General features: G+C 51.3%; 20 protein-coding genes and 1 pseudogene. 5 read left to right on the top strand and 16 right to left on the bottom strand.

What is annotated here, in order from left to right; all coding sequences use genetic code 11:
- Positions 1 to 16: 16 nt before the first annotated feature.
- The 6 genes from A0W33_RS04745 to A0W33_RS20830 all read right to left on the bottom strand — a co-directional run bounded on the left by A0W33_RS04745 (position 17) and on the right by A0W33_RS20830 (position 4,847).
- A complete protein-coding gene (locus A0W33_RS04745; protein ID WP_068837100.1) occupies positions 17 to 1,231 on the bottom strand; it encodes a PQQ-dependent sugar dehydrogenase in 1,215 nt (404 codons plus the stop codon).
- 283 nt (positions 1,232 to 1,514) lie between these two features.
- Complete coding sequence (locus A0W33_RS04750) at positions 1,515 to 2,321, bottom strand: alpha/beta fold hydrolase (protein WP_068837101.1); 807 nt, start codon at positions 2,319 to 2,321, stop codon at positions 1,515 to 1,517.
- 115 nt (positions 2,322 to 2,436) lie between these two features.
- A complete protein-coding gene (locus A0W33_RS04755; protein ID WP_068837102.1) occupies positions 2,437 to 2,979 on the bottom strand; it encodes a DUF502 domain-containing protein in 543 nt (180 codons plus the stop codon).
- A gap of 79 nt (positions 2,980 to 3,058) precedes the next feature.
- Positions 3,059 to 3,952 carry a 4-hydroxy-3-methylbut-2-enyl diphosphate reductase gene (locus A0W33_RS04760; RefSeq protein ID WP_068837103.1) on the bottom strand — a complete coding sequence of 298 codons (894 nt, stop codon included), beginning with the start codon at positions 3,950 to 3,952 and terminating at the stop codon, positions 3,059 to 3,061.
- A gap of 10 nt (positions 3,953 to 3,962) precedes the next feature.
- The gene (cmk, locus tag A0W33_RS04765) at positions 3,963 to 4,667 is read right to left on the bottom strand and encodes a (d)CMP kinase (RefSeq protein WP_068837104.1); all 705 of its coding nucleotides are present in this window, start codon (positions 4,665 to 4,667) and stop codon (positions 3,963 to 3,965) included.
- A gap of 24 nt (positions 4,668 to 4,691) precedes the next feature.
- A complete protein-coding gene (locus tag A0W33_RS20830; RefSeq protein WP_157577991.1) occupies positions 4,692 to 4,847 on the bottom strand; it encodes a hypothetical protein in 156 nt (51 codons plus the stop codon).
- Between the two features lie 85 nt (positions 4,848 to 4,932).
- Here A0W33_RS20830 and ade point away from each other — a divergent pair, with 85 nt between their 5' ends.
- Positions 4,933 to 6,567 (top strand): adenine deaminase, encoded by a 1,635-nt coding sequence (ade, locus tag A0W33_RS04770; RefSeq protein ID WP_068837105.1) that lies wholly within the window; start codon positions 4,933 to 4,935, stop codon positions 6,565 to 6,567.
- Positions 6,568 to 6,648: 81 nt separating this feature from the next.
- Here ade and A0W33_RS04775 read toward each other — a convergent pair whose 3' ends face one another.
- Together A0W33_RS04775 and A0W33_RS04780 are read right to left on the bottom strand one after the other, a co-directional pair.
- Positions 6,649 to 7,089, bottom strand: coding sequence for a response regulator (locus tag A0W33_RS04775; protein ID WP_068839935.1), 441 nt, complete (start codon positions 7,087 to 7,089; stop codon positions 6,649 to 6,651).
- Between the two features lie 395 nt (positions 7,090 to 7,484).
- Positions 7,485 to 8,468 (bottom strand): annotated as a pseudogene (locus tag A0W33_RS04780) (PLP-dependent cysteine synthase family protein); the annotation flags it as partial.
- A 305-nt stretch (positions 8,469 to 8,773) separates the two neighbouring features.
- Between A0W33_RS04780 and sucD the strand changes: the two are divergent.
- Positions 8,774 to 9,664 carry a succinate--CoA ligase subunit alpha gene (gene sucD / locus A0W33_RS04785; RefSeq protein WP_068837107.1) on the top strand — a complete coding sequence of 297 codons (891 nt, stop codon included), beginning with the start codon at positions 8,774 to 8,776 and terminating at the stop codon, positions 9,662 to 9,664.
- A gap of 140 nt (positions 9,665 to 9,804) precedes the next feature.
- Here sucD and A0W33_RS04790 read toward each other — a convergent pair whose 3' ends face one another.
- From A0W33_RS04790 to A0W33_RS04815, 6 genes are all read right to left on the bottom strand, one after another.
- Positions 9,805 to 10,749 (bottom strand): hydrogen peroxide-inducible genes activator, encoded by a 945-nt coding sequence (locus tag A0W33_RS04790; protein WP_068837108.1) that lies wholly within the window; start codon positions 10,747 to 10,749, stop codon positions 9,805 to 9,807.
- Positions 10,750 to 11,111: 362 nt separating this feature from the next.
- On the bottom strand, positions 11,112 to 12,710 hold the full coding sequence (gene rny, locus A0W33_RS04795) for a ribonuclease Y (RefSeq protein ID WP_068837109.1): 1,599 nt from the start codon (positions 12,708 to 12,710) through the stop codon (positions 11,112 to 11,114).
- 109 nt (positions 12,711 to 12,819) lie between these two features.
- Positions 12,820 to 13,107 carry a cell division protein ZapA gene (locus tag A0W33_RS04800; protein ID WP_068837110.1) on the bottom strand — a complete coding sequence of 96 codons (288 nt, stop codon included), beginning with the start codon at positions 13,105 to 13,107 and terminating at the stop codon, positions 12,820 to 12,822.
- 80 nt (positions 13,108 to 13,187) lie between these two features.
- Positions 13,188 to 13,484, bottom strand: coding sequence for a hypothetical protein (locus A0W33_RS04805; protein WP_068837111.1), 297 nt, complete (start codon positions 13,482 to 13,484; stop codon positions 13,188 to 13,190).
- Positions 13,485 to 13,488: 4 nt separating this feature from the next.
- Positions 13,489 to 15,906, bottom strand: a complete 2,418-nt coding sequence (gene pheT, locus A0W33_RS04810) for a phenylalanine--tRNA ligase subunit beta (protein ID WP_068839936.1) — start codon at positions 15,904 to 15,906, stop codon at positions 13,489 to 13,491.
- A gap of 186 nt (positions 15,907 to 16,092) precedes the next feature.
- Complete coding sequence (locus A0W33_RS04815; RefSeq protein WP_068839937.1) at positions 16,093 to 16,713, bottom strand: DUF1684 domain-containing protein; 621 nt, start codon at positions 16,711 to 16,713, stop codon at positions 16,093 to 16,095.
- 204 nt (positions 16,714 to 16,917) lie between these two features.
- Between A0W33_RS04815 and A0W33_RS04820 the strand changes: the two genes are divergently transcribed.
- From A0W33_RS04820 to A0W33_RS04830, 3 genes are all read left to right on the top strand, one after another.
- Positions 16,918 to 17,904 carry a phosphotransferase gene (locus A0W33_RS04820; RefSeq protein ID WP_068837112.1) on the top strand — a complete coding sequence of 329 codons (987 nt, stop codon included), beginning with the start codon at positions 16,918 to 16,920 and terminating at the stop codon, positions 17,902 to 17,904.
- A 396-nt stretch (positions 17,905 to 18,300) separates the two neighbouring features.
- Positions 18,301 to 18,528: a hypothetical protein gene (locus tag A0W33_RS04825; RefSeq protein WP_068837113.1), complete on the top strand. Its 228-nt coding sequence runs from the start codon at positions 18,301 to 18,303 to the stop codon at positions 18,526 to 18,528.
- 138 nt (positions 18,529 to 18,666) lie between these two features.
- Positions 18,667 to 18,867 carry a YwbE family protein gene (locus A0W33_RS04830; RefSeq protein ID WP_068837114.1) on the top strand — a complete coding sequence of 67 codons (201 nt, stop codon included), beginning with the start codon at positions 18,667 to 18,669 and terminating at the stop codon, positions 18,865 to 18,867.
- Positions 18,868 to 18,869: 2 nt separating this feature from the next.
- Here A0W33_RS04830 and A0W33_RS04835 read toward each other — a convergent pair whose 3' ends face one another.
- Positions 18,870 to 19,211, bottom strand: coding sequence for a four helix bundle protein (locus A0W33_RS04835; protein WP_262502139.1), 342 nt, complete (start codon positions 19,209 to 19,211; stop codon positions 18,870 to 18,872).
- A 100-nt stretch (positions 19,212 to 19,311) separates the two neighbouring features.
- A complete protein-coding gene (gene radC / locus A0W33_RS04840; RefSeq protein WP_229802233.1) occupies positions 19,312 to 20,034 on the bottom strand; it encodes a RadC family protein in 723 nt (240 codons plus the stop codon).
- Between the last annotated feature and the right edge of the window lie 88 nt (positions 20,035 to 20,122).

The raw sequence follows: 20,122 nt of genomic DNA on the forward strand, positions 1-20,122 counted from the left end.
TCATAATTTCTAGTTTCTAATTCTGTGAAGTATGGGTGATGCGGTAGATCGCGTTGTTCTTGTCGTCGGACACCAGCAGCGAGCCGTCTTTCATTTGCAGTACATCCACCGGGCGTCCCCAATCATCCTGCCCCTGCAGCCAGCCGGTGGCAAAAGGCTCAAAGCTGGTCACGTTGCCGCTATTATCCATTTTAGCCAGCATTACGCGGTAGCCAATTTTTTCGGTTCTGTTCCAGGAGCCGTGCTCAGCTATAAAAGCGTGGTTTTTATACTCGGCCGGGAACATGTTGCCGGTGTAGAACTTCATGCCCAGAGTACCGCCGTGTGGGCTCAGCTTTTGAACCGGCTGCACAAATTCGCTGCACGGGCGTTGCTTGCCGAACTCAGGATCTGCAACGTCGCCTGCGTGGCAGTAAGGATAGCCAAAGTGCTGGCCTTTTTCGGTGGCGCGGTTTAGTTCGTCGGCCGGCGTGTTGTCGCCCAGCATGTCGCGGCCGTTGTCGGTAAAGTATAGGTTCTTCGTTTCGGGGTGCCAGGCAAATCCTACTGTGTTGCGCACGCCCTCGGCATATATTTCCAGATCAGAGCCATCGGCATTCATGCGCGTAATGCTGGCGTAGATTGGGTTCTCTGACTTACAGATGTTACACGGGGCTCCCACCGGCACATACAGCTTATCATCCGGACCAAAGGCAATGTACTTCCAGCCATGGTGCGCATCGCTCGGAAATTTGTCGTTGACCACCTCAAACTTTGGCTTGTCGCGGAACGTCTGCTCAATGTTCGGGTACTTGATCACACGGTTAATCTCCCCCACGTACAGGTCGCCCTTGTGAATAGCCACGCCGTTCGGGGAGTTCAGGCCCGAGGCCACCTCCACTACTTCCTCGGCGTTTCCGTCCCTGTCTTTGTCCACCACCGCAAACACTTTATCGTTGCTGCGCGTGCCGACAAACAGGATGCCGGATTCACTTAGGGCCATAGAGCGAGCATTCTCCACATCTTTGGCATAGTAGTCTATTCTGAAACCCTTTGGTAACTTAATTTGCTGCAGGTCTTCGGCGATAGGGCCGGAAGGCAGACCGATGCTAAAATCTTCTGAGGTAGCCTGCTCCGTTTCGGTAGGCCCTGTTTTGGTAACTTCGTTGTTGGAGGCATTGTCAGAGGAGCAGCTAAGGCTGATGGCCGAAAGGGTAAGGCCCACACCCAGCAGGCGCAGTGTTCTTTTCATGTTTGATTTAGTTTAGGTTGCGGTATGGTTCGGGTTAATATGGCTGGCAAGGCACCAGGACCCACATCGCCCGACACACTAAGGTACGTATACTGATACGGAAGTACAATGTTTGTTGCGTTGCCGGCTGCACCTCAAGGCTAAAGAATACAAGTATATCCTTCGCTCCCTCTGAATCCAGAAGTGGTTGCACCTGCCGCTTTCAGCAATACTTAACCTGTGCAGCCAGCCGTTCAGCGGTATTTATACTTGCTTTGACAACCAAGGCACAGCAAAACTAGTGTTAACCGGATTTGCGCTTGTCGTGCAGCATCTCCGCCACCTCCTGCAGCAGATGAGAATGCCCTGTCTTCAGGATTACCAGTTCGCCATCCTCCAGCGCATCTACAAACACGGCCACGCGCTTCGGGGAAATAATCTCGTCATACTCCCCCAGAAACATCACCACCGGCGTTTTATACTTGTTGAGAAGCGAAACGATCTTGCGGATATCAAAGTTCAGGTCGCGGAAACCGATCCAGCTGCGGTACACGCGCAGGCGCTTAGCAGTGCTGTCCATCTGGAAGTGCGCAAAGCGCAACATACTTTTGTGCACCAGGCTATACTTGTCGAGCACGCGCAGCAGCCCAAAAAAGAACTCAGGCTTTATCACCGTGCGCTTGAAGAGCTGCTGCAGCCAGCCGGGGTACGTGGCAATGTTGTACCAGAAACTGGTTTTGATGCCATCCGGCGCAATCAGGAAAAGCTCCCGTACGCGCTCGGGCATGTGCTCCACCAGCGTGAGCGCAAACTTTCCGCCCATGCTGAAGCCCATCAGCGAAAAAGTTTCAACCTGCTTTTCGGCCAGGAACTGCGCCACAAACTCAGCCAGAAACTCTTTGGTCAGCGGCGAATCATACTTATGCAGCTTGCTTTGCCCGTGGTAGAACAGGTCGAAGGCGTAGATGGTGTAATCCTCGCCCAGCGCCTGCTCCATGGGCAGGTAATAGGCGCTGCTCTGCCCATACCCATGAAAGGCCAGCAGCACACGCGGCCCGTGCCCGATAACGCGGTAGTGCAGCTTTGATCTATCTTTTAAAAGGGAAGGCAAACGATTAATTATGAATGATGAATTACGAATTAGGAATGGGGGAAAGTGTGGATGATCAGCAAGTAGCTGCTATACTTAAGAATATCCCAATTCTTGACTTTCTAACCCTTTAACATTATAACTTCGAAACTCCGCCGGATACGATGAACTTCATCACTTCGCTGCTGGGCAGGTCGAGGTAGGTGACGTTGCGCATGGGCACCAGGAACAGTTCGCCGGAGAAGTTGTAGGAGTGCGGAAAGTACACGGCCACCTTGTCCTCCACGTTCAGTTGCAGCAGCTCCTCCTGCGTCACGAAGCCCATCTTGTAGTTTTCCGAGTCCTCTGTCATTTTCACCAGCACCGGCTTGTTGAACTTCTGGTTGTCGCCCACAAAGGCATCAAACAGATCTTTTATGCTGGAGTAGATAATGCTCACGAGCGGCACCTTGTGCAGCAGCCGCTCCATGATCACCAGGAAAGGCTTTACAAAGAACGAGGACCCGATAAAACCCACGATGGTTAGCAGCACCACCATCAGCAGGATGCCCAGACCAGGTATGCCGAGGTCAAAAAGGCTGTCCATCCAATCGATAATGCCCACCACAATGAACACCGTAATGGCGATGGGTGCAATAATCAGGAGTCCGTTTAAGAAGTAGCGGAAGAGGTTCTTCATGTTTTTGGGTGCAAAAAAATAGGCCTTGCCGAAGCAAGGCCTAAATTAGTTAAAAGCTTTTATAGTATAACGCTCCTATTTATACTTGCTCAGGCTCCAGCGCATTTATACTGGTGGCCACCTGCTCCATTAACCACATGGGCGTAGATGTGGCGCCGCACACACCCACGGTTTGCGCATCGGCAAACCACTCTTCCTGCAATTCCTCCTCGCTTTCGATGAAATAGCTGTTGGGGTTGTGGTGCTTGCAAACGCCGTACAGGGCCTTGCCGTTCGAACTCTTGCGGCCGCTCACAAACACGATCACATCATGCTCAGTAGAGAATTTCGCCAGCTGCGGCTCGCGGTTCGATACCTGCCGGCAAATGCTGTCGTTGGCGTTCAGGTTAGGCACCGCGGTACTGTCTTGGTTTGCCTGCTGCAGCCGCTCCTCAATAAGTGATTTGATGTGGTAGAAGCCTTTTGTGGATTTAGTTGTCTGGCTGAATAGCGTCACCGGTCGGGTGAAGTCTATCTTCTCCAGGTCTTCCTCTGTTGTTACGATGATAGCTTCGTCGCGTGTCTGGCCAGCCAAACCAATCACCTCGGCATGCCCTACCTGGCCGTAAATCACCACCTGGGCATTGTCCGGCTTGCCTGCGTCAAACGCGTGCTTTACGCGGTTCTGCAGTTTCAGCACCACCGGGCATGAAGCGTCGATCAGCTCGATGTTGTTTTCGAGGGCCAGTTGGTACGTTTCAGGCGGCTCGCCATGAGCCCGTATCAGCACTTTGCAGTCGCGCAGTTCCTTGAGTTGCTCCCGGTCTATGATGCGAAGGCCCTTCTCGTACAGGCGCTTCACCTCCATACCGTTGTGCACAATATCGCCGAGGCAGTAAAGCTCCTCACAATGCTCCATTTCGTCTTCCGCCATCTGGATGGCAAACTCAACGCCGAAGCAATAGCCGGAGTTCTTATCTATTGTTACGTTCATTTGTCTAGCGTCATTTCTGTTGCTCTGCACATTCTTTATTCAGGAGATGCGCTGTTACATGCTCCAGCACAAACTCCACCTGCTCGTCTATAGTCATGTGGGTGGTGTCCAGCAACACGGCGTCTTCGGCCCGCCGCAACGGGCTTTCGGCCCTGGTAGAGTCGATCCGGTCGCGCTTCTGCAGATTTTCCTTTATCTCGTCCAGGTTCACCAACTGGTTTTTCTCCAGCAGCTCCACCTGCCGGCGCTTGGCGCGCATGTCCACGTCGGCGGTCATAAAAATCTTCACCTCCGCATCCGGGAACACAGCCGTGCCAATGTCGCGGCCATCCATCACCACACCGCGCTTGCGGCCCATGCGCTGCTGCTCCGCCACCATGGCGTGCCGCACCTCTGCTATCACACTCACCTCACTTACCTGGTTGGAGATGTACATTTTCCGTATCTCATCTTCAACGTTCAGGCCATTCAGGTACACTTCGTTACGTTTCTTTTTAGGATTGTAGTGAAACTCTACCTCAATATTTTTTAGCGCCTCTTTAATCTCTTTTGGATTGGTGCGGGAAACGTGGTTCTGCAGGAAGTAGAGTGTAACCGCCCGGTACATGGCGCCGGTATCAATGTAGGCATAGTTAAGTTCGGCTGCTACGAGCTTGGCCGTGGTGCTTTTGCCGCATGAGGAGTACCCATCAAGCGCGATTACAATTTTCTTCATTTTTGGGTGGTCAGGCACGGGAAATTAGTTTGAGTCGCAGGGGCAGGGCTGGTTGCCGCTCCTGCTTTTCTTCATGTACTTAGCCGTTTTTTTCTGCTGCGGCGTTTTATTTGAACAGCCCGACAGGGTGCCGGTGGCCAGGAAGCCCGCCAATAGAATGTATGAAATTATCTTTCTCAAAACGACTGAATTTAACGCAAATATAAAGTAATTTAACTTTTTAAGCCCATACACGGGCAATTTATCAGCACAAACACCTTGTATTATGCACAACGATTTTTCCGTCTCCGGACATATAATTGACATCCATAACAGTGAAATTTACCAAGGCACCGTCCATGTTTCAAACGGGCGCATTTCTAAAATAGTTCGTGAGGCCAACAGCGGCACAAATTATATTCTACCCGGATTTGTGGATGCCCACGTGCACGTGGAAAGCTCCATGTTGGTGCCCAGTGAGTTCGCCCGGCTGGCGGTGCCGCACGGTACGGTAGCCACTGTTTCGGACCCGCATGAGATCGGGAACGTACTCGGCGTAAAGGGTGTGGAGTACATGGTGGAGAACGGGAAAAAAGTACCATTCAAGTTCTATTTCGGAGCTCCGTCCTGTGTGCCGGCCACTCCTTTCGAGACGGCCGGTGCCGAGATCACGGCTGCCGACATCGAAACGCTTTTCCAGCGCGACGAGATAAAGTACCTGGCCGAGATGATGAACTGGCCCGGCGTGCTGAACCGCGACCCGGACGTGATGGAGAAAATTGAGCTGGCCAAAAAGTGTGGCAAAGCCGTGGACGGGCACGCGCCCGGCCTGATGGGCGAGCAGGCCAAACTGTACGCCTCCGCCGGCATCACCACCGACCACGAGTGCTTCACGGCAGAAGAGGCACTGGACAAACTGGACGCAGGCATGAAAATTCTGATCCGGGAAGGCAGCGCGGCCAAGAACTTCGAGGCGCTTATTGAACTGTTGCCGGAGCATTATCAAAACATCATGTTCTGCTCCGACGACAAGCACCCCGACAACCTGGTGGAGGGCCACATCAACCTGCTGGTGAAGCGCGCGCTGGCCAAAGGCAACGACCTGTTCCATGTGCTGCAGGCGGCTTGTGTAAACCCGGTAACGCACTATAAACTGGAGGTGGGCTTGCTGCGCGAAGGTGAGGCGGCTGACTTTATACTTGTGGACAATCCGAAAGACTTTAACGTGCAGGCAACTTACATCAACGGGGCGCTGGTGGCCGAGCAGGGCAAGTCGAAAATTGCGTACACGCCAAGCGAGGAGATCAACAACTTCGAAACGGATATAAAAGTAGAAGCCCAGTTTGAGGTGGCCCTGGGCGATGCCAGCAGGATCAGGGTGATAGAGGCGTACGACGGACAGTTGATCACGAAAGAAGTATGGGCAACGCCAAAAGTAGACAACGGCTTCATTATCTCTGATGTGGCCCAGGACGTGCTGAAAATAGCCGTCGTGAATCGCTATGAGAACAGCATCCCAGCCGTGGCCTTTATTAAAAACGTAGGTCTTAAGGAAGGAGCCATCGCCTCTTCCGTAGGCCACGACTCCCATAACATTGTGGCCGTGGGCGTGGATGATGCAAGTATAACGCGTGCCGTAAACCTGATCATCGAGGCCAAGGGCGGCGTGGCTGCTGTGGCCGGCGAGAAAGAGCAGTTGCTTCCCCTGCCGGTGGCAGGCATTATGTCAGCGCAGGATGGCTACAAAGTGGCCGAAGCATACTCGGCTATCGACCGGATGAGCAAAGAAATGGGCAGCACACTCGCCTCTCCGTTCATGACGCTCTCGTTCATGGCGCTGCTCGTAATCCCATCGCTCAAGCTAAGCGACAAAGGACTTTTTAACGGGGATGTGTTTGAATTTGTGCCTGTGGCAGAGTAAGTATAAAGTATAAGTATCGCTTAAAAGCAGCGAGGCAGCCCCTACTTTGGAGCTGCCTCGCTGCTTTTTATTTTCGGGATGTTACTTCGTGTTTTCTTCCTGCGTTTTAAAGTGCTGGTTAAGCAGTGCCGTTACCTTTTCGGCCGTCAGCGGTTTGGTGAGGTACTCGGCATTATACTTTTTGGAGTTGGCTGTGTCCTGCGGATGGGTGGAGGTGGTCAGTACCGCCATCACAATCCGCTCCCTGAAACTAGCGTCCAACCGTTCGTACAGATCCAGCAGTTCGAAGCCATCCATCACCGGCATGTTGATGTCCAGGAAAATAAGCTCCGGCAGGAAATAATTACTGCTCTCCTCCTCGTAGTTGTTGTTGCTAACGTTGTATAGGTAGTCAAATGCCTGTTTGCCGTTCACAAATGTCCTGATGTTATCCGTAACCTCCATTCTGTCCAGCAGCCGCTGGTTAAGGAAGTTAGTGGTGTCATCGTCATCTATAAGCAGAACGCCAGAAAGTTTTCTCATGGTGCTATTGTCACGCATAGTAAGCGAGGTAGTATGCAATATCAGCAGCAGCGGCAAAAAATCAAACCCTAAAGGGAATAATTAGCTGATACAACACACAAAAGTATACAATCTAATCTTAACCAAGGACATAAACAGTATGCTCTTCTCGCCACCGGCAGGTGAGTGCCCGGTGTTGATTTTATCAAGAAACAGACCCTACTTCAAACCTCCGAAATCGGTTGTTGTTACCATTGGCCTAAAAATCGGGAGCCATTGGCGTAAGCCACTTACCCTTATACTACTACTTTGGCACGATGTTACCTTGCAAATGAAGAAGATTAGTGGTATAACAACAGAAAACCCAGCCTGTTTAGACTGGGTTTTCTGCATTCTTTATACTTTGTGAAATGTTAATCTATATAGCCTTGCTGGCGCATCCACTCATCGTTGTAGATCTTAGCCAGATAACGGGTACCGTGGTCTGGCAACAGCACTACCACCACATCGTCTTCCGTCAGATTCTGCTGCTTGATATACTCCAGCGCACCATAGACCGCTGATCCGCAGGACCATCCCACAAAAAGCCCTTCCTCTTTGGCAAGCCTTCTAGTCATCACTGCACCGTCCTTGTCAGTTACTTTTACAAACGAGTCGATCATGTCGAAGTCAACGTTCTTCGGCAGAATGTCTTCGCCAATGCCTTCGGTGGCGTACGGGTAAATCTCCTTTTCATCAAATTCGCCTGTCTCCTTATATTTTTTGAAAACAGAGCCATACGTATCGATTCCGACCGTGATCAGGTCCGGGTTTTTCTCTTTCAGGTACTTTGATGTGCCGGAAACCGTGCCGCCGGTACCCACGCCTGTGATAAAGTGCGTGATTTTGCCATCTGTCTGATCCCAAAGCTCGGGGCCGGTCGTCTCGTAATGGGCCGCCGCGTTGGAGGTGTTATCGTACTGGTTCGGGTAGAATGAGTTCGGGATTTCCTGGTTCAGGCGCTTAGCCACAGAATAGTAGGAATCCGGGTGGTCAGGCGCCACGTTGGTAGGGCAAACGATCACCTCAGCACCCACGGCACGCAGCACGTCCATTTTCTCCTTGCTCTGCTTATCAGACAAGGTAAAAATGCACTTATACCCTTTGGCAATGGCAGCAAGTGCCAGGCCCATGCCCGTATTACCGGATGTGCCCTCTATGATGGTTCCGCCCGGCTTCAGCAAACCCGCTTTCTCGGCATCCTCAATCATTTTAACAGCCATGCGGTCCTTTACAGAGTTGCCCGGGTTAAAATACTCGACTTTGGCCAGCACTGTAGCCTTTACGCCGTCCGTTACGTTATTCAGCTTAACCAGTGGCGTATTACCCACTGCTTCTATAATATGATTCAGATACTTCATCTGTTTTCTATTTTGGATTTTGGTGCAAATGTAAGGAAAATAACTTTGCCTGTTGTGTTCAACATTGCTTGGCTCTTAGGCCTTGGGCAGTGGGAAGTAAGACAGGCACAGCGGGAAAGGCACAACGGTTTACAGTACAGCTGCACTCCCTTTGCCTGGCCGCCCTGTATAACCCGAAGCATGGGATGCGGGTTCCGGGGCAGCCCTTATATTAGCCGTAACAATTTTTTGTTCAGGCCACAAAAAAGCCTATTTTTGCACAACCTTATACTAGTACCGTCTATACACAACTAAATAAGATACACATGAGTGTTTTAGTAAATAAAGATTCAAAAGTGATCGTACAGGGCTTTACCGGCACTGAGGGATCGTTCCATGCAGAGCAGATGATCGAGTACGGCACGAACGTAGTTGGTGGCGTAACGCCTGGCAAAGGTGGTTCTACTCACCTCGACCGTCCGGTGTTCAACACTGTTGCCGAGGCTGTTGAGAAGGCTGGCGCTAACGTGTCCATCATTTTCGTACCACCTGCTTTCGCTGCTGACGCTATCATGGAAGCCGCTGACGCTGGCATCAAGGTTATCGTGGCGATCACTGAGGGAATCCCTGTGAAGGACATGGTGCAGGCTAAAAACTACCTGAAGAACAAGGAAGTGACCCTGATCGGTCCTAACTGCCCAGGTGTTATCACTCCGGGTGAGGCAAAAGTTGGTATCATGCCAGGTTTCGTGTTCAAGTCAGGTCGTATCGGTATCGTGTCTAAGTCTGGTACCTTGACGTATGAGGCTGCCGACCAGATCGTGAAAGCTGGCTTGGGTATTTCCACTGCCATCGGTATCGGTGGTGACCCGATCATCGGAACGCCAACTAAAAATGCGGTTGAATTGCTGATGAACGACCCGGAGACGGATGCGATTGTAATGATCGGTGAAATTGGCGGTAACTACGAGGCAATGGCTGCACAGTATATCCGCGAAACCGGCAACAAAAAGCCAGTGGTTGGTTTCATCGCTGGCCAAACTGCTCCTGCCGGTCGCCGTATGGGCCACGCTGGTGCTATTGTGGGTGGTGCTGATGATACAGCTGCCGCTAAAATGAAGATCATGCGCGAAAACGGCATCCACGTGGTGGAGTCTCCTGCCGAGATTGGCGACGCGATGGTAAAAGCGCTTCAGGAAGCTGGCATCAACGCATAAGTAGACATATAATTCTGCGCTCGTACTTGGGTATTTATACTTGCAAGTATGCGCTATAAAGTATAAAAAGAGAAAGGCTGCCCCGCAAAGGCAGCCTTTCTCTTTTTATACTTCCTGATATCAGAGCTTTTCGCTTTGCTTTATACTACGCCCACCACCTGCTCTTTTTTGCGTGAGCGGATGTGTTCAGGAATGGAACTTATAATTTCCTGCTTCAGTGCTTCTATGAGCTTGCGCTTCAGGAAGCTGCGGTGCACCACCATGCTTACTTCGCGCAGCGGCTGGGGCTCCTGAAACCCATGCACCAGCTTTAGCTTATCTTCCGCCAAATCCAGTACTGAGAGTTCGGGCAGCAGCGTGAGGCCATGCTGCGTTTCCACGATGCGCTTGAGGGTTTCCAGCGATCCGCTTTTATAGTCGAGGTGGCCTCCCTGGCCATTAGCCATGCTCCCGCCGCGGTTGCAGATATTGAGCACCTGGCTTCGGAAGCAATGTCCTTCGTTCAGCACCCACAGCTCATTCAGATCCAGCTGGTCGGCCGTTATCGCCTTTTGCTGTGCAAGCGGGTGTTTAGAGTTGATATAAGCCACAAAGGCCTCGTAAAACAGCGGCAGCTCCTTGATGGTCTTGTTTTCAAGCGGCGTTACCAGCAGCCCCACGTCCAGCAGCTCATGGTTTAGCTTTTCAACGATCTGGCTGGTCATCAGCTCCTGCACCACCACCCGTACGTGTGGGTTCTTCTCCAGGAAACCTGTAATGAACAGCGGAATCAGGTAAGGGGCCAGCGTAGGAATAACGCCGATGCGCAGCTCACCGCTTAGCTCCTGCTTCTGGTCCTGCACAATCTCCTGTATCTTCCGGCTCTCAGCCAGCACCACCCGCGCCTGCGCAATAATCTCGTGGCCTATCTCAGTGGGCCGTACCGGCACCCTACTTCGGTCAAAGAGCTGCACCCCCATCTCCTCTTCCAGCTTCTGGAGCTGCATGCTTAAGGTGGGCTGCGTGATGTGGCAATGTTCTGCGGCCGTGGCGAAATGGCGGTGCGTATCTACCGCCACCAGATATTCTAATTGAACAAGTGTCATGTATCATCTACTTAAATGCTGCTCAAATATACTTTATAAACTATAGCTATAAAAGTATACTATTAATTGCTTTGATAGATGAAAACTTTATACATAAGTATTGAGACAGAAATATCTTACACTAGTTTATCATCCTGAAAGGATCTTGTGGGCAAGCTCGGGAAGCACTAATTGCCTGCTTCTGCCGTTCGCCACCAAGATCCTTTCAGGATGACAATAAAAAATACATCTAGCTATTTATGTCCTCCTACTTACCAGTGATGATTCTAATTATCTGGAACGCTGCGGAAGCATCAGACATAAAAAAACCGCCTGCCACTCACGTAGCAGGCGGTTAACCTTATATAATATCAAGTAAAAGCTTATTTCGCGTAGCTAACAGCGCGCATCTCCCGGATTACCGTAATCTTGATCTGGCCCGGATACTGCATTTCCTTCTCGATCTTCTGCGAAATTTCATAGGAAAGCTGTGCTGCTTTTTCGTCCGTTACATTGTCGGCATCCACCATCACGCGCAACTCACGGCCCGCTTGGATAGCGTAGCACTGGTTAACGCCTTCAAACGAAACAGCGGTTTCTTCCAACTCCTTCAGGCGCTTGATGTACGACTCCATAATCTCGCGGCGGGCACCTGGTCTTGAGCCAGAGATGGCGTCGCAGGCCTGCACCAGCGGGGAAACCATGGCGGTCATTTCTACTTCATCGTGGTGAGCGCCGATGGCGTTGCACACATCCGGATGCTCTTTATACTTCTTGGCCAGTTCCATACCGATAATCGCGTGCGGAAGTTCCGGCTCGTCTGGCGTTACCTTGCCAATATCGTGCAGCAGGCCGGCGCGCTTCGCGTGCTTCACGTTCAGGCCAAGTTCGGCCGCCATCGTGGCGCAAAGGTTGGCCACTTCGCGTGAGTGCTGCAGCAGGTTCTGACCGTAAGACGAGCGGAAACGCATGCGGCCCACCATCTTGATCAGCTCTGGGTGCAGACCGTGAATACCCAGATCAATAGCCGTACGCTCACCGATCTCTACAATCTCTTCCTCTATGTTTTTGCGGGTCTTGGTCACCACCTCCTCAATGCGGGCCGGGTGAATACGACCATCGGCCACCAGGCGGTGCAACGACAGACGGGCAATTTCGCGGCGAACCGGGTCGAAGCCAGAGATAATAATCGCCTCCGGGGTATCATCCACAATGATTTCTACACCTGTAGCGGCTTCAAGGGCGCGGATGTTACGGCCTTCACGACCAATGATCTTGCCTTTAATGTCGTCGCTCTCGATGTTGAATACCGACACGCAGTTTTCAATAGCATGCTCTGCTGCTGTGCGCTGTATGGTTTCAATAACGATCTTCTTTGCCTCTTTGGTAGCCGTAAGCTTGGCCTGGGCCACAATATCTTTGATATGGGAGGAGGCATGCGACTGTGCTTCGCTTTTCAGGGCCTCCACCAGCTGCTCACGCGCTTCGGCGGCCGTTAAGCCAGCAATCTTCTCCAGCTGCCCTACGATCTCCTGGTGCTGCTGCTCTACCTCTTCTTTGCGCTTGTTCAGCTGCTCCTGCTGTGCACGCAGGTTGTCTTTTTCCTTATCGAACTGCGCCTGCAGGCCGTCTTTCTCTTTCTGCAGATCAGCTTCGAGGCGCTTGGCCTGCTCCATCTGCTTCTGCACCTGCTGCTCGCGCTGCTTTACCTTGGCTTCGTTCTGGATGATGATGTTCTTCTTCTTGTTCACATCGTCCTCGAACTCGGACTTCAGCTTCAGGTATTTCTCCTTCGCCTCCAGGATACGGTCTTTCTTGGTGCTTTCAGCCTCAATCTCGGCCTCACGAATGATGTTCTTGGCACGCTGACGCGCGTCTTCCTCCTGCTGCTTGTAGACCTTCTGCAGCAGCGAGCGCCCAATGAAAACGCCCACTGCGAGCGCCACCAGGGCTGTTAGTAAAATGTAAATGATATCTGGCATATAATACGCGTTTATGGTTTAAAACGCATAGCAAGTGCCTGCAAGAGACAAAGTGTGAGCTTGTTTTCCTTAACGAAGTATAAACCGGGGCCAGGGCGGCCGCCTGTTCTTATTTATTCACTGATGATAAGAGGTTTTCCAGAACCTGCAGGTGCTGATCCACTTTGGTCACGTCTGAGGCCTTTTCATCCTCCAGCTTCATCTTCTCCACCATGGTTTCAAACGCCACCATAGCCAGCAGATCCTGCTTTTCCTGTATCCCAAACTGATCCTTAAAAAAGCGCAGGCGCTCGTTCAGCACCTTGCCCACTGCCCTAATTCTTTCTTCTTCCTCTTCCTTCACCCGCATCGGATACTCGCGTTCCGCAATGCGAATCTTGATCGATAATTCACTCATCCGTTGCGTGGTTTATGGGTAAGCTTACCTGCCTTTCTGTGCTGCCGCCAGCCCTATTGGCCAGCTTTACGCGCTCATACTTAGTCTTGTAGGTAAGCGATACACTTATCAATTTCCCTAATGTATTCGTTTAGCTTAAGCTTTAACTCTGTCGAATTTGCAGTGTTTCCTGCTATCGTCTCTACAATTTTAACAATATTCTCCTGATTTTGAAAATTTTTTATCTGCTGGTCTTTTTCGTCCAGTTGCTCTTCGAGCAGCTTTACCTGCTCCTGCGCGCGCGCAAGCCGCTGTTGCACCTCGGTGTGGCGCTGGATTAATTTTCGCAGCTTATCTTCTATATGCTGGAGTTGCTGTAATTGCTTTTCTTTGGGCATAACACTATTTGCGGATAAAAGCTCCCAATTGTTTCTCGAATTGCTGCATCAGGCGGTTCATCGTGCTCTCGATCACCTTATCGGTTAGCGTCTGCTGCTTGTCCTGCAGGGTAAAGCTCAGGGCGTAGGCTTTCTTGCCCGCCTCTATCTTGTCGCCTTCGTACACATCGAACACGTTCACACTTTGTAGCAGCTTGCGCTCTACTTTAAAGGCCAGTTGCTTCAGCTGGTCAAAAGTCACGTTACGGTCCAGCACCAGCGACAGGTCGCGGCGCACCTCCGGGAACTTCGGCAGTTCCTCGGCTACTAATTTGTCTTTATACTTCTTCAGCAGGTAATCCCAGTTCAGTTCGGCGTACCACACTTGCTCTTTCACTTCCATAAAACGGGTAACGCCGGCATCCAGCACGCCCAGTTCGGCCACTACCGTTCCGTTCTTCACGTAGGCGATGCCCTGGCGCATGTAGCTGTTCTCCTGCAGCGGCTGTACTTCAAAATCGCCAGCGTTTAATTTTCGCAGTACGTTCTGCACCACGCCCGCCATATCGTGGAAGGCAGATTTTATACTTGGCTGCTTCCAGCTTTCGGCCGTTGTGTTGCCGGCCATGTATAGCGACAGCCTGCGGCTTTCTTTGTAGTCGCCCTCCCGCTGCTCGTATACTTTGCCCAGCTCAAACAGCTTCAGTTCGCGCTGGCGGCGGTTGATGTTGCGGCGCAGCACCTCCAGGCCAGAGAACACCATGCTTTTGCGCAGCACGTCCAGGTCCTCAGAGTTGTAGTTCACCACCTTCACCAAGCCTGCCATTTCAGCCTCGCCTGCTGGCTCGTAATAGTTGGAGTTGGTGATAGAGTTGGTGATGATCTCATGAAAGCCGTTGTCGGCGATGTAGTTCGAGATCGCCTCCACCACATTCTCAGCGTACGGCTTCGGAAACTTGGCCAGGTAGGTGGTGGCCAGGTTCTCGTCCATCTGTATGTTGTTGAAGCCGTAGATGCGCAGGATTTCCTCCACCACATCGGCCTCACGCGTCACATCCACTTTGAACGGCGGCACTGACAGCGTCAGGTGCGTTTCAGTTTCGTGCGTCACCTGGATACCCAGGTCCTCCAATATGGTTTTGATGCGCTCTGTGCCGATGTGCTGCCCGATAAGCATGTGCGTGCGCTCGATGCTAAGGCGTATCTCGCGGTTTTCGATTGCCTCCGGGTATACATCCACAATCTCAGAGCTCACCTCACCACCGGCTACTTCCTGCACCAGCAGCGCAGCGCGCTTTAGAGCAAGTATAACCATGTTCGGGTCGGTGCCACGCTCAAAACGGAATGAGGCATCGGTCTTCAGGCCGTGATTCATGCCGGTGCGGCGCACCCAATCCGGTGAGAAATAAGCACTTTCGATGAAGATGCTGTTGGTTTCTTCTGTCACACCGGAGTCCTCACCACCGAACACGCCCCCAATGGCCATCGGCTCCTCCGCGTTGCAGATCATCAGGTCATTCGCACCTAACTTGCGCTCCACGCCGTCCAGTGTTTTGAAAGTAGTACCTTCCTCCACCGTTTTCACCACGATCTTTTTGCCTGTAATCTTATCCGCATCAAAGGCGTGCAGGGGCTGGCCCAGTTCGTGCAGCACGTAGTTGGTCACGTCCACCACGTTGTTGATCGGCGACAGGCCAATGGCGCGCAGGCGCTTCTGCATCCATTCCGGTGAAGGGCCCACTTTCAAACCAGTGATAGTAACACCAGCGTAGCGCGGGCAGGCTTCCGTATTCTGTACTTCCACCGCAATGGAGCGGGAGGTGTTGTTTACTTTAAAATCGCCCACTTTTGGCAGCTGCGCGCTTTCATCGAGCAGGGCCTGCAGGTCGCGGGCCACACCAAAGTGCGAAGCGGCATCGGCTCTGTTAGGTGTCAAACCAATTTCAAATACTTTATCAGAGCCTAAACCAAAGAACTTTGCGGCAGGCGTGCCATTCGGCAGATCCGTATCCAGCACCATAATGCCGGCATGCGAGGCGCCGATTCCGATTTCATCCTCGGCACAGATCATTCCCTCTGATGCCGCACCGCGAATTTTCGACTTCTTTATTTTGAAAGGCTCTCCCTCGCTTGGGTAAAGCGTGCTGTTCACGGTGGCAACCACCACGCGCTGCCCTGCAGCCACGTTTGGCGCACCACACACGATCTGGCTTGGCTCATCCGCACCGATATCTACTGTGGTGATGTTCAGGCGGTCGGCGTCCGGGTGGCGCTCGCAGGTCAGTACCTCGCCCAGCACAATGCCCTCCAGGCCGCCCTGCACCAGATCGAAGGTATGAATGCCCTCCACCTCTAAGCCGGAACCGGTTAGCAGTACGCCTATTTCTTCAGCAGTTTTATCAGTAGGTATAAGTTGTTTCAGCCAGTCGAATGAAATCAGCATGATATTGTGTTTGATAGTTCTCCTGGTTTCCATTCCGAAAACCAATCTTTTCCAAAATTAAGGATAATATCTAAAAGGAGACATAGTCTCCTTCAATTAGGAATTATGAATTCAGAATTAGGAATGGTTCTGCTCCTTTGCCGATCCACTCCTGAGTCTAGCATCTAAAATCTAGCCCTTGCAACCTTACTCCGGCTTCTCGTACGTCTTCTCTCCTGCCGCAATGGCCACTGCTAAGCGATTGTCTTTGGGCGGCACCGGGCACACGTAATCGGGATCATAGGCGCAGAAGGGACTGTAGGCGCGGTTAAAATCGAGCCGAACGGTCTTCGCGCCCTCCTCATACGGCACATCCAAAAAACGCCCGCCGCCATAGGTCTCGAAGCCGTTGGTTTTATCGGTGAACGGCACGAAGAGCTGGTCTTTCTCGCCGCTAAGCTTTTTGTACAGCGTCAGCTTCAGCGGTTCGCCCTTGAGCTCGAAGGCGGCTATCCCGTAGCGCAGGTACGGCTCGTAGCTCCCGTTGGTCAGAGGCATGAGCAGGGTGTCCTGCTGCGGCAGCTCCTCCACTTTGGCCTGCACCCTGTACTCCAGGTCTGGCTCGTAGTACACCAGGTTCTTGAAGGCACGGCGTCCGGCATCGTCAAAAGGACTGTTAGCGCGTGTCCGGAAAGACAGGTCCTTGTCCTCCCGCTCCTTCAGCAGCGGCTTAATGTAGTTATCGTCGTTGAAGAGCGCATCCTTCATGAAATAGAAAAGCACCAGCGCTATGCCGGCAAAGATGATTAGTTTCAGCGGTCTCTGCATAAAACTCAGGTTCTGTTGTTTCTGCAAAGGTCGGAAATTTTGGGACGCAAAGTATAGAATGCCTATTTCTGTTTATGCTGGCTTTAGGACTTTATGCCTGGTTTGCGTAACTAGGCAGGCTATTCCATTTCGCAGCCGATCAGGAAGTAAGAGCGCTGCGGTTTCTGACGCCTCACAAATCAGCCACCATCCATTTAGATACAGATGACGACATTTCCTGTGATTGATTCAACACTCTCTGCCATGCACCTGTCCTTGTGGGTGGCAGAAAGGTATTCACTCGGCGCGGATACCGCCTGCAGGCTATTCAGAACCAACATGAACCACACCTACCTGGTGACTGCAGCAGGCAAGCAGTTTGTTCTGAGGGTTTACAGCTACAACAAACGCACGGCAACTGAAATAGCAGAGGAAATAAGGCTGTTGAACATGCTCAAAGAAAGCAACATAGGTGTTTCGTACCCACTTCCAGCCAAAGACGGCACGTATGTGCAGCACATCAATGCCCCTGAAGGAGAGAGGCATGCCGTGCTTTTCTCATTTGGCGAGGGAGGGAAAGTACGTCACCTTACAGCGGAACTTAGTCATGCCATAGGCGCCATGATGGCAAAAATCCACCAGCGAACAGCTAGTGAAAACATCAACCGAACAACCTATAACACGCATACTCTAGCCGAACTGCCTTACCAACGCATAAAGGCTTTTTTTCCTGAATCGTTAGCGGAAATGGAATTTGTTAAGGCATCAGGCGCACTGCTAAACACAGTTTTTGACAAGGCTACCGCAGCAAGCTTACGATCCGGCATTGTGCACCTGGATATCTGGTATGACAACATGACCATAACCGATGATGGTAAAATTACCTTATTTGACTTTGACAATGCCGGTAACGGCTGGTTTGTGTTGGATATAGGCTACTACTGCATGCAACTGTTTTACGTGGAGCAGGACAAAACTGCCTACGAAAAGAAGCGAAGGAGCTTTCTGGAAGGCTACCAAAGCATCGCTCCTGTTCCAGACGAAGAGTTAAAGCTGATTCCGTATGCAGGGCTAGCCATCTGGATCTACTACCTCGGTATTCAAGCCGAAAGATTCGACAATTTCTCAAACATGTTCTTCACTGAGAACTACCTGAAAATGTACCTGGGCAAAGTAAAGGAATGGCTGAAGTATCATAACATTGAAGTATAAACTGCTAACAGTAGCTGCTTAAAGCAGTACCTCCCAAGGTATGTCCCCCTTCTGCGTTTGCTGTTCTACTACACCGCAACTTTATCATCATCAACAGTTTAGAAAAGGAGACACCCCGCATAAATTTATACTTTAACTGTACATTCTAAACCTTAATGCATAAATTTACCCGGAACGGAAGTTTCGGTAGGTGCTCTTTTTAAAATATATAGTTGCCAGCATGGCGCTGGTACCTGAAGCTTAGTTAAGCTTTTCAGGATGTAAAAGGTACTCGCGTAGAATTGGGCACGAAAAACAACCTGATAACCGTTGTTTAAGTATAAATAAGATTAATTTGCCTTTTTACAATGCTACAGTACTGTAAAAGGCACTCTTGTTCTACCAAAGTAAGAACCCATGAAACAACAAGCTCTGGATAATCTGCTTTACCTGATAGGATTTTTATTAGTAGTTAGTGGTGTGGTTGTTCGTGTGCTGAACCTGTCGGAGCACCACCTGGGCCTTTACCTCATACTTGGCGGCCTTACGCTGGGGCTGGCAATTATTCTGCACCACATGCGGCAGTCCTGCGAGCGGGAACAGGAAGAAAAGCACAAGCAAACACGGCACCTGGAAAAGCACTAAGCCGCTTCCGTTTCAGGGCCAACCTAACGTATGATTCCGGTATCCGCCACTGCCTGGTTTCAGCAGATGCCGGCCGCAAATTGAACTCCTGTGTGGTTACTGCGTATTTTGCAGCCTAACCCATACTTCATATTTCCCATGGACGGCAGAAAAAGAGCCAATATCAAACCGGGCACCCACGTAAACATCGTGCAGAAGCAGGACCAGCGCTCCGGCGAACTCACCGAAGGCTATGTCCAGGACATCCTCACCAACTCCCCCAATCACCCCCACGGCATAAAAGTAAGGTTGGAGACCGGAGAAGTGGGCCGGGTCCAAGAGATATTGCCGGAAGACTGATTTTAAGTTAGAAAGTTTGGAGGTTGGGGAGTTTGAAAGTTATTTTTTCTTGCTGCTGACTTTCTAATGCTGGTAAGTATGGCTGTCAGTTCGGCGGCTTCCTGCTTTAGCTGCACCAATTTGTGAGCCGCAATAATTTGAGACTCTTCCAGCATCTCAAGCCAAAACAGTGATTCATCTGCCTCTTCCAGCACAATACCTATCTTGGCTGCAAATTCCGCAGAAGACCTTGCACGGCAAGCGGCCCGGTAATTGGCAGCCACAGAAGTTGCTGCCCGCAATAGCTGCTTCCCTATTACTTGTGACTCAAGTCTAGCAGGCAACGCCTGCGAAAGCTTCATCACCCGCAACGCAAAAGCCTACGTCCGCATCTTAAACCCTTCCGCAAATTCAAAGTTACCCAACCGCACCTCATTCATAAAAACAACTTTTTAACTTTCTAACTCAAAGGATTCCCTCATCAGCGAAGCTGTAGTAGTCGTTGTCGGTGAAGATGATGTGGTCGAGGATGGGCAGGTCGAGAAACTGGCCGGCTTCCTTAGCTTTTTTGGTGAGGGCAATGTCGGCGGCGCTAGGTTTGGTGTTGCCGCTGGGATGGTTGTGCACCAGTATGACGGAGCTGGCCAGGTGCTCCAGCGCCCGTTTGAATATGATCTTGGGGTCTGCCACGGTGCCTGCCACACCGCCGGAACTGATGCTTTCCTTTTTCATCACTACGTTGGCGCGGTTCAGCAGGATAATCCAGAACTCTTCGTGCGGTAGGTCGAGCAGCTGCGGCTTTATGTAATTGTAAATGTCGGTGGAGCAGGTGATGCGCGTTTTAGCGGTAGCTGCCGTTTCTTTGCGCCGGCGGCCCAACTCCAACGCGCTCACAATCGAGATGGCCTTCGCCTCCCCTATGCCCGGGTGCTTTGTCAGGTCCTTTACCGACAGCCTGGCCAGTTCGTTCAGATCATTGCCCACTGCCGACAGAATAATTTTGCCCACATCCACCGCCGTTAATTTCGTGGTGCCCGAACCAATAAGAATGGCAATGAGTTCTGCATCGGAAAGCGCGGCTTTTCCTTTCAGCAGCAGCTTCTCGCGTGGCCTGTCCTCCTCGGCCCAGGTCTTGATGTTTAGCGGCTGCGCGTATGGCAGTGTGGCAGTGGCTTCGTTGTCTTTCACTTGCGGTACAGATTTTGATTATAAGGAGATGCAAGTGAAATCAGATTCAGACAGAATAAGTTCAGCCTGAACAATGAATTGCTTATAT

Source organism: Pontibacter akesuensis (assembly GCF_001611675.1).
GTDB lineage: Bacteria > Bacteroidota > Bacteroidia > Cytophagales > Hymenobacteraceae > Pontibacter > Pontibacter akesuensis.

Excerpts from the sequence above, each read along its gene's own strand:
- A0W33_RS04830 (WP_068837114.1), top strand. The coding sequence starts at position 18,667 with ATGGACGGCAGAAAAAGAGCCAATATCAAACCGGGCACCCACGTAAAC.
- A0W33_RS04760 (WP_068837103.1), bottom strand. The coding sequence starts at position 3,952 with ATGAACGTAACAATAGATAAGAACTCCGGCTATTGCTTCGGCGTTGAG.
- A0W33_RS04805 (WP_068837111.1), bottom strand. The coding sequence starts at position 13,484 with ATGCCCAAAGAAAAGCAATTACAGCAACTCCAGCATATAGAAGATAAG.
- rny (WP_068837109.1), bottom strand. The coding sequence starts at position 12,710 with ATGCCAGATATCATTTACATTTTACTAACAGCCCTGGTGGCGCTCGCA.
- A0W33_RS04825 (WP_068837113.1), top strand. The coding sequence starts at position 18,301 with ATGAAACAACAAGCTCTGGATAATCTGCTTTACCTGATAGGATTTTTA.
- A0W33_RS04820 (WP_068837112.1), top strand. The coding sequence starts at position 16,918 with ATGACGACATTTCCTGTGATTGATTCAACACTCTCTGCCATGCACCTG.
- pheT (WP_068839936.1), bottom strand. The coding sequence starts at position 15,906 with ATGCTGATTTCATTCGACTGGCTGAAACAACTTATACCTACTGATAAA.
- A0W33_RS04800 (WP_068837110.1), bottom strand. The coding sequence starts at position 13,107 with ATGAGTGAATTATCGATCAAGATTCGCATTGCGGAACGCGAGTATCCG.
- A0W33_RS04755 (WP_068837102.1), bottom strand. The coding sequence starts at position 2,979 with ATGAAGAACCTCTTCCGCTACTTCTTAAACGGACTCCTGATTATTGCA.
- ade (WP_068837105.1), top strand. The coding sequence starts at position 4,933 with ATGCACAACGATTTTTCCGTCTCCGGACATATAATTGACATCCATAAC.
- A0W33_RS04790 (WP_068837108.1), bottom strand. The coding sequence starts at position 10,749 with ATGACACTTGTTCAATTAGAATATCTGGTGGCGGTAGATACGCACCGC.
- sucD (WP_068837107.1), top strand. The coding sequence starts at position 8,774 with ATGAGTGTTTTAGTAAATAAAGATTCAAAAGTGATCGTACAGGGCTTT.
- A0W33_RS04815 (WP_068839937.1), bottom strand. The coding sequence starts at position 16,713 with ATGCAGAGACCGCTGAAACTAATCATCTTTGCCGGCATAGCGCTGGTG.
- A0W33_RS04745 (WP_068837100.1), bottom strand. The coding sequence starts at position 1,231 with ATGAAAAGAACACTGCGCCTGCTGGGTGTGGGCCTTACCCTTTCGGCC.
- A0W33_RS04775 (WP_068839935.1), bottom strand. The coding sequence starts at position 7,089 with ATGAGAAAACTTTCTGGCGTTCTGCTTATAGATGACGATGACACCACT.
- cmk (WP_068837104.1), bottom strand. The coding sequence starts at position 4,667 with ATGAAGAAAATTGTAATCGCGCTTGATGGGTACTCCTCATGCGGCAAA.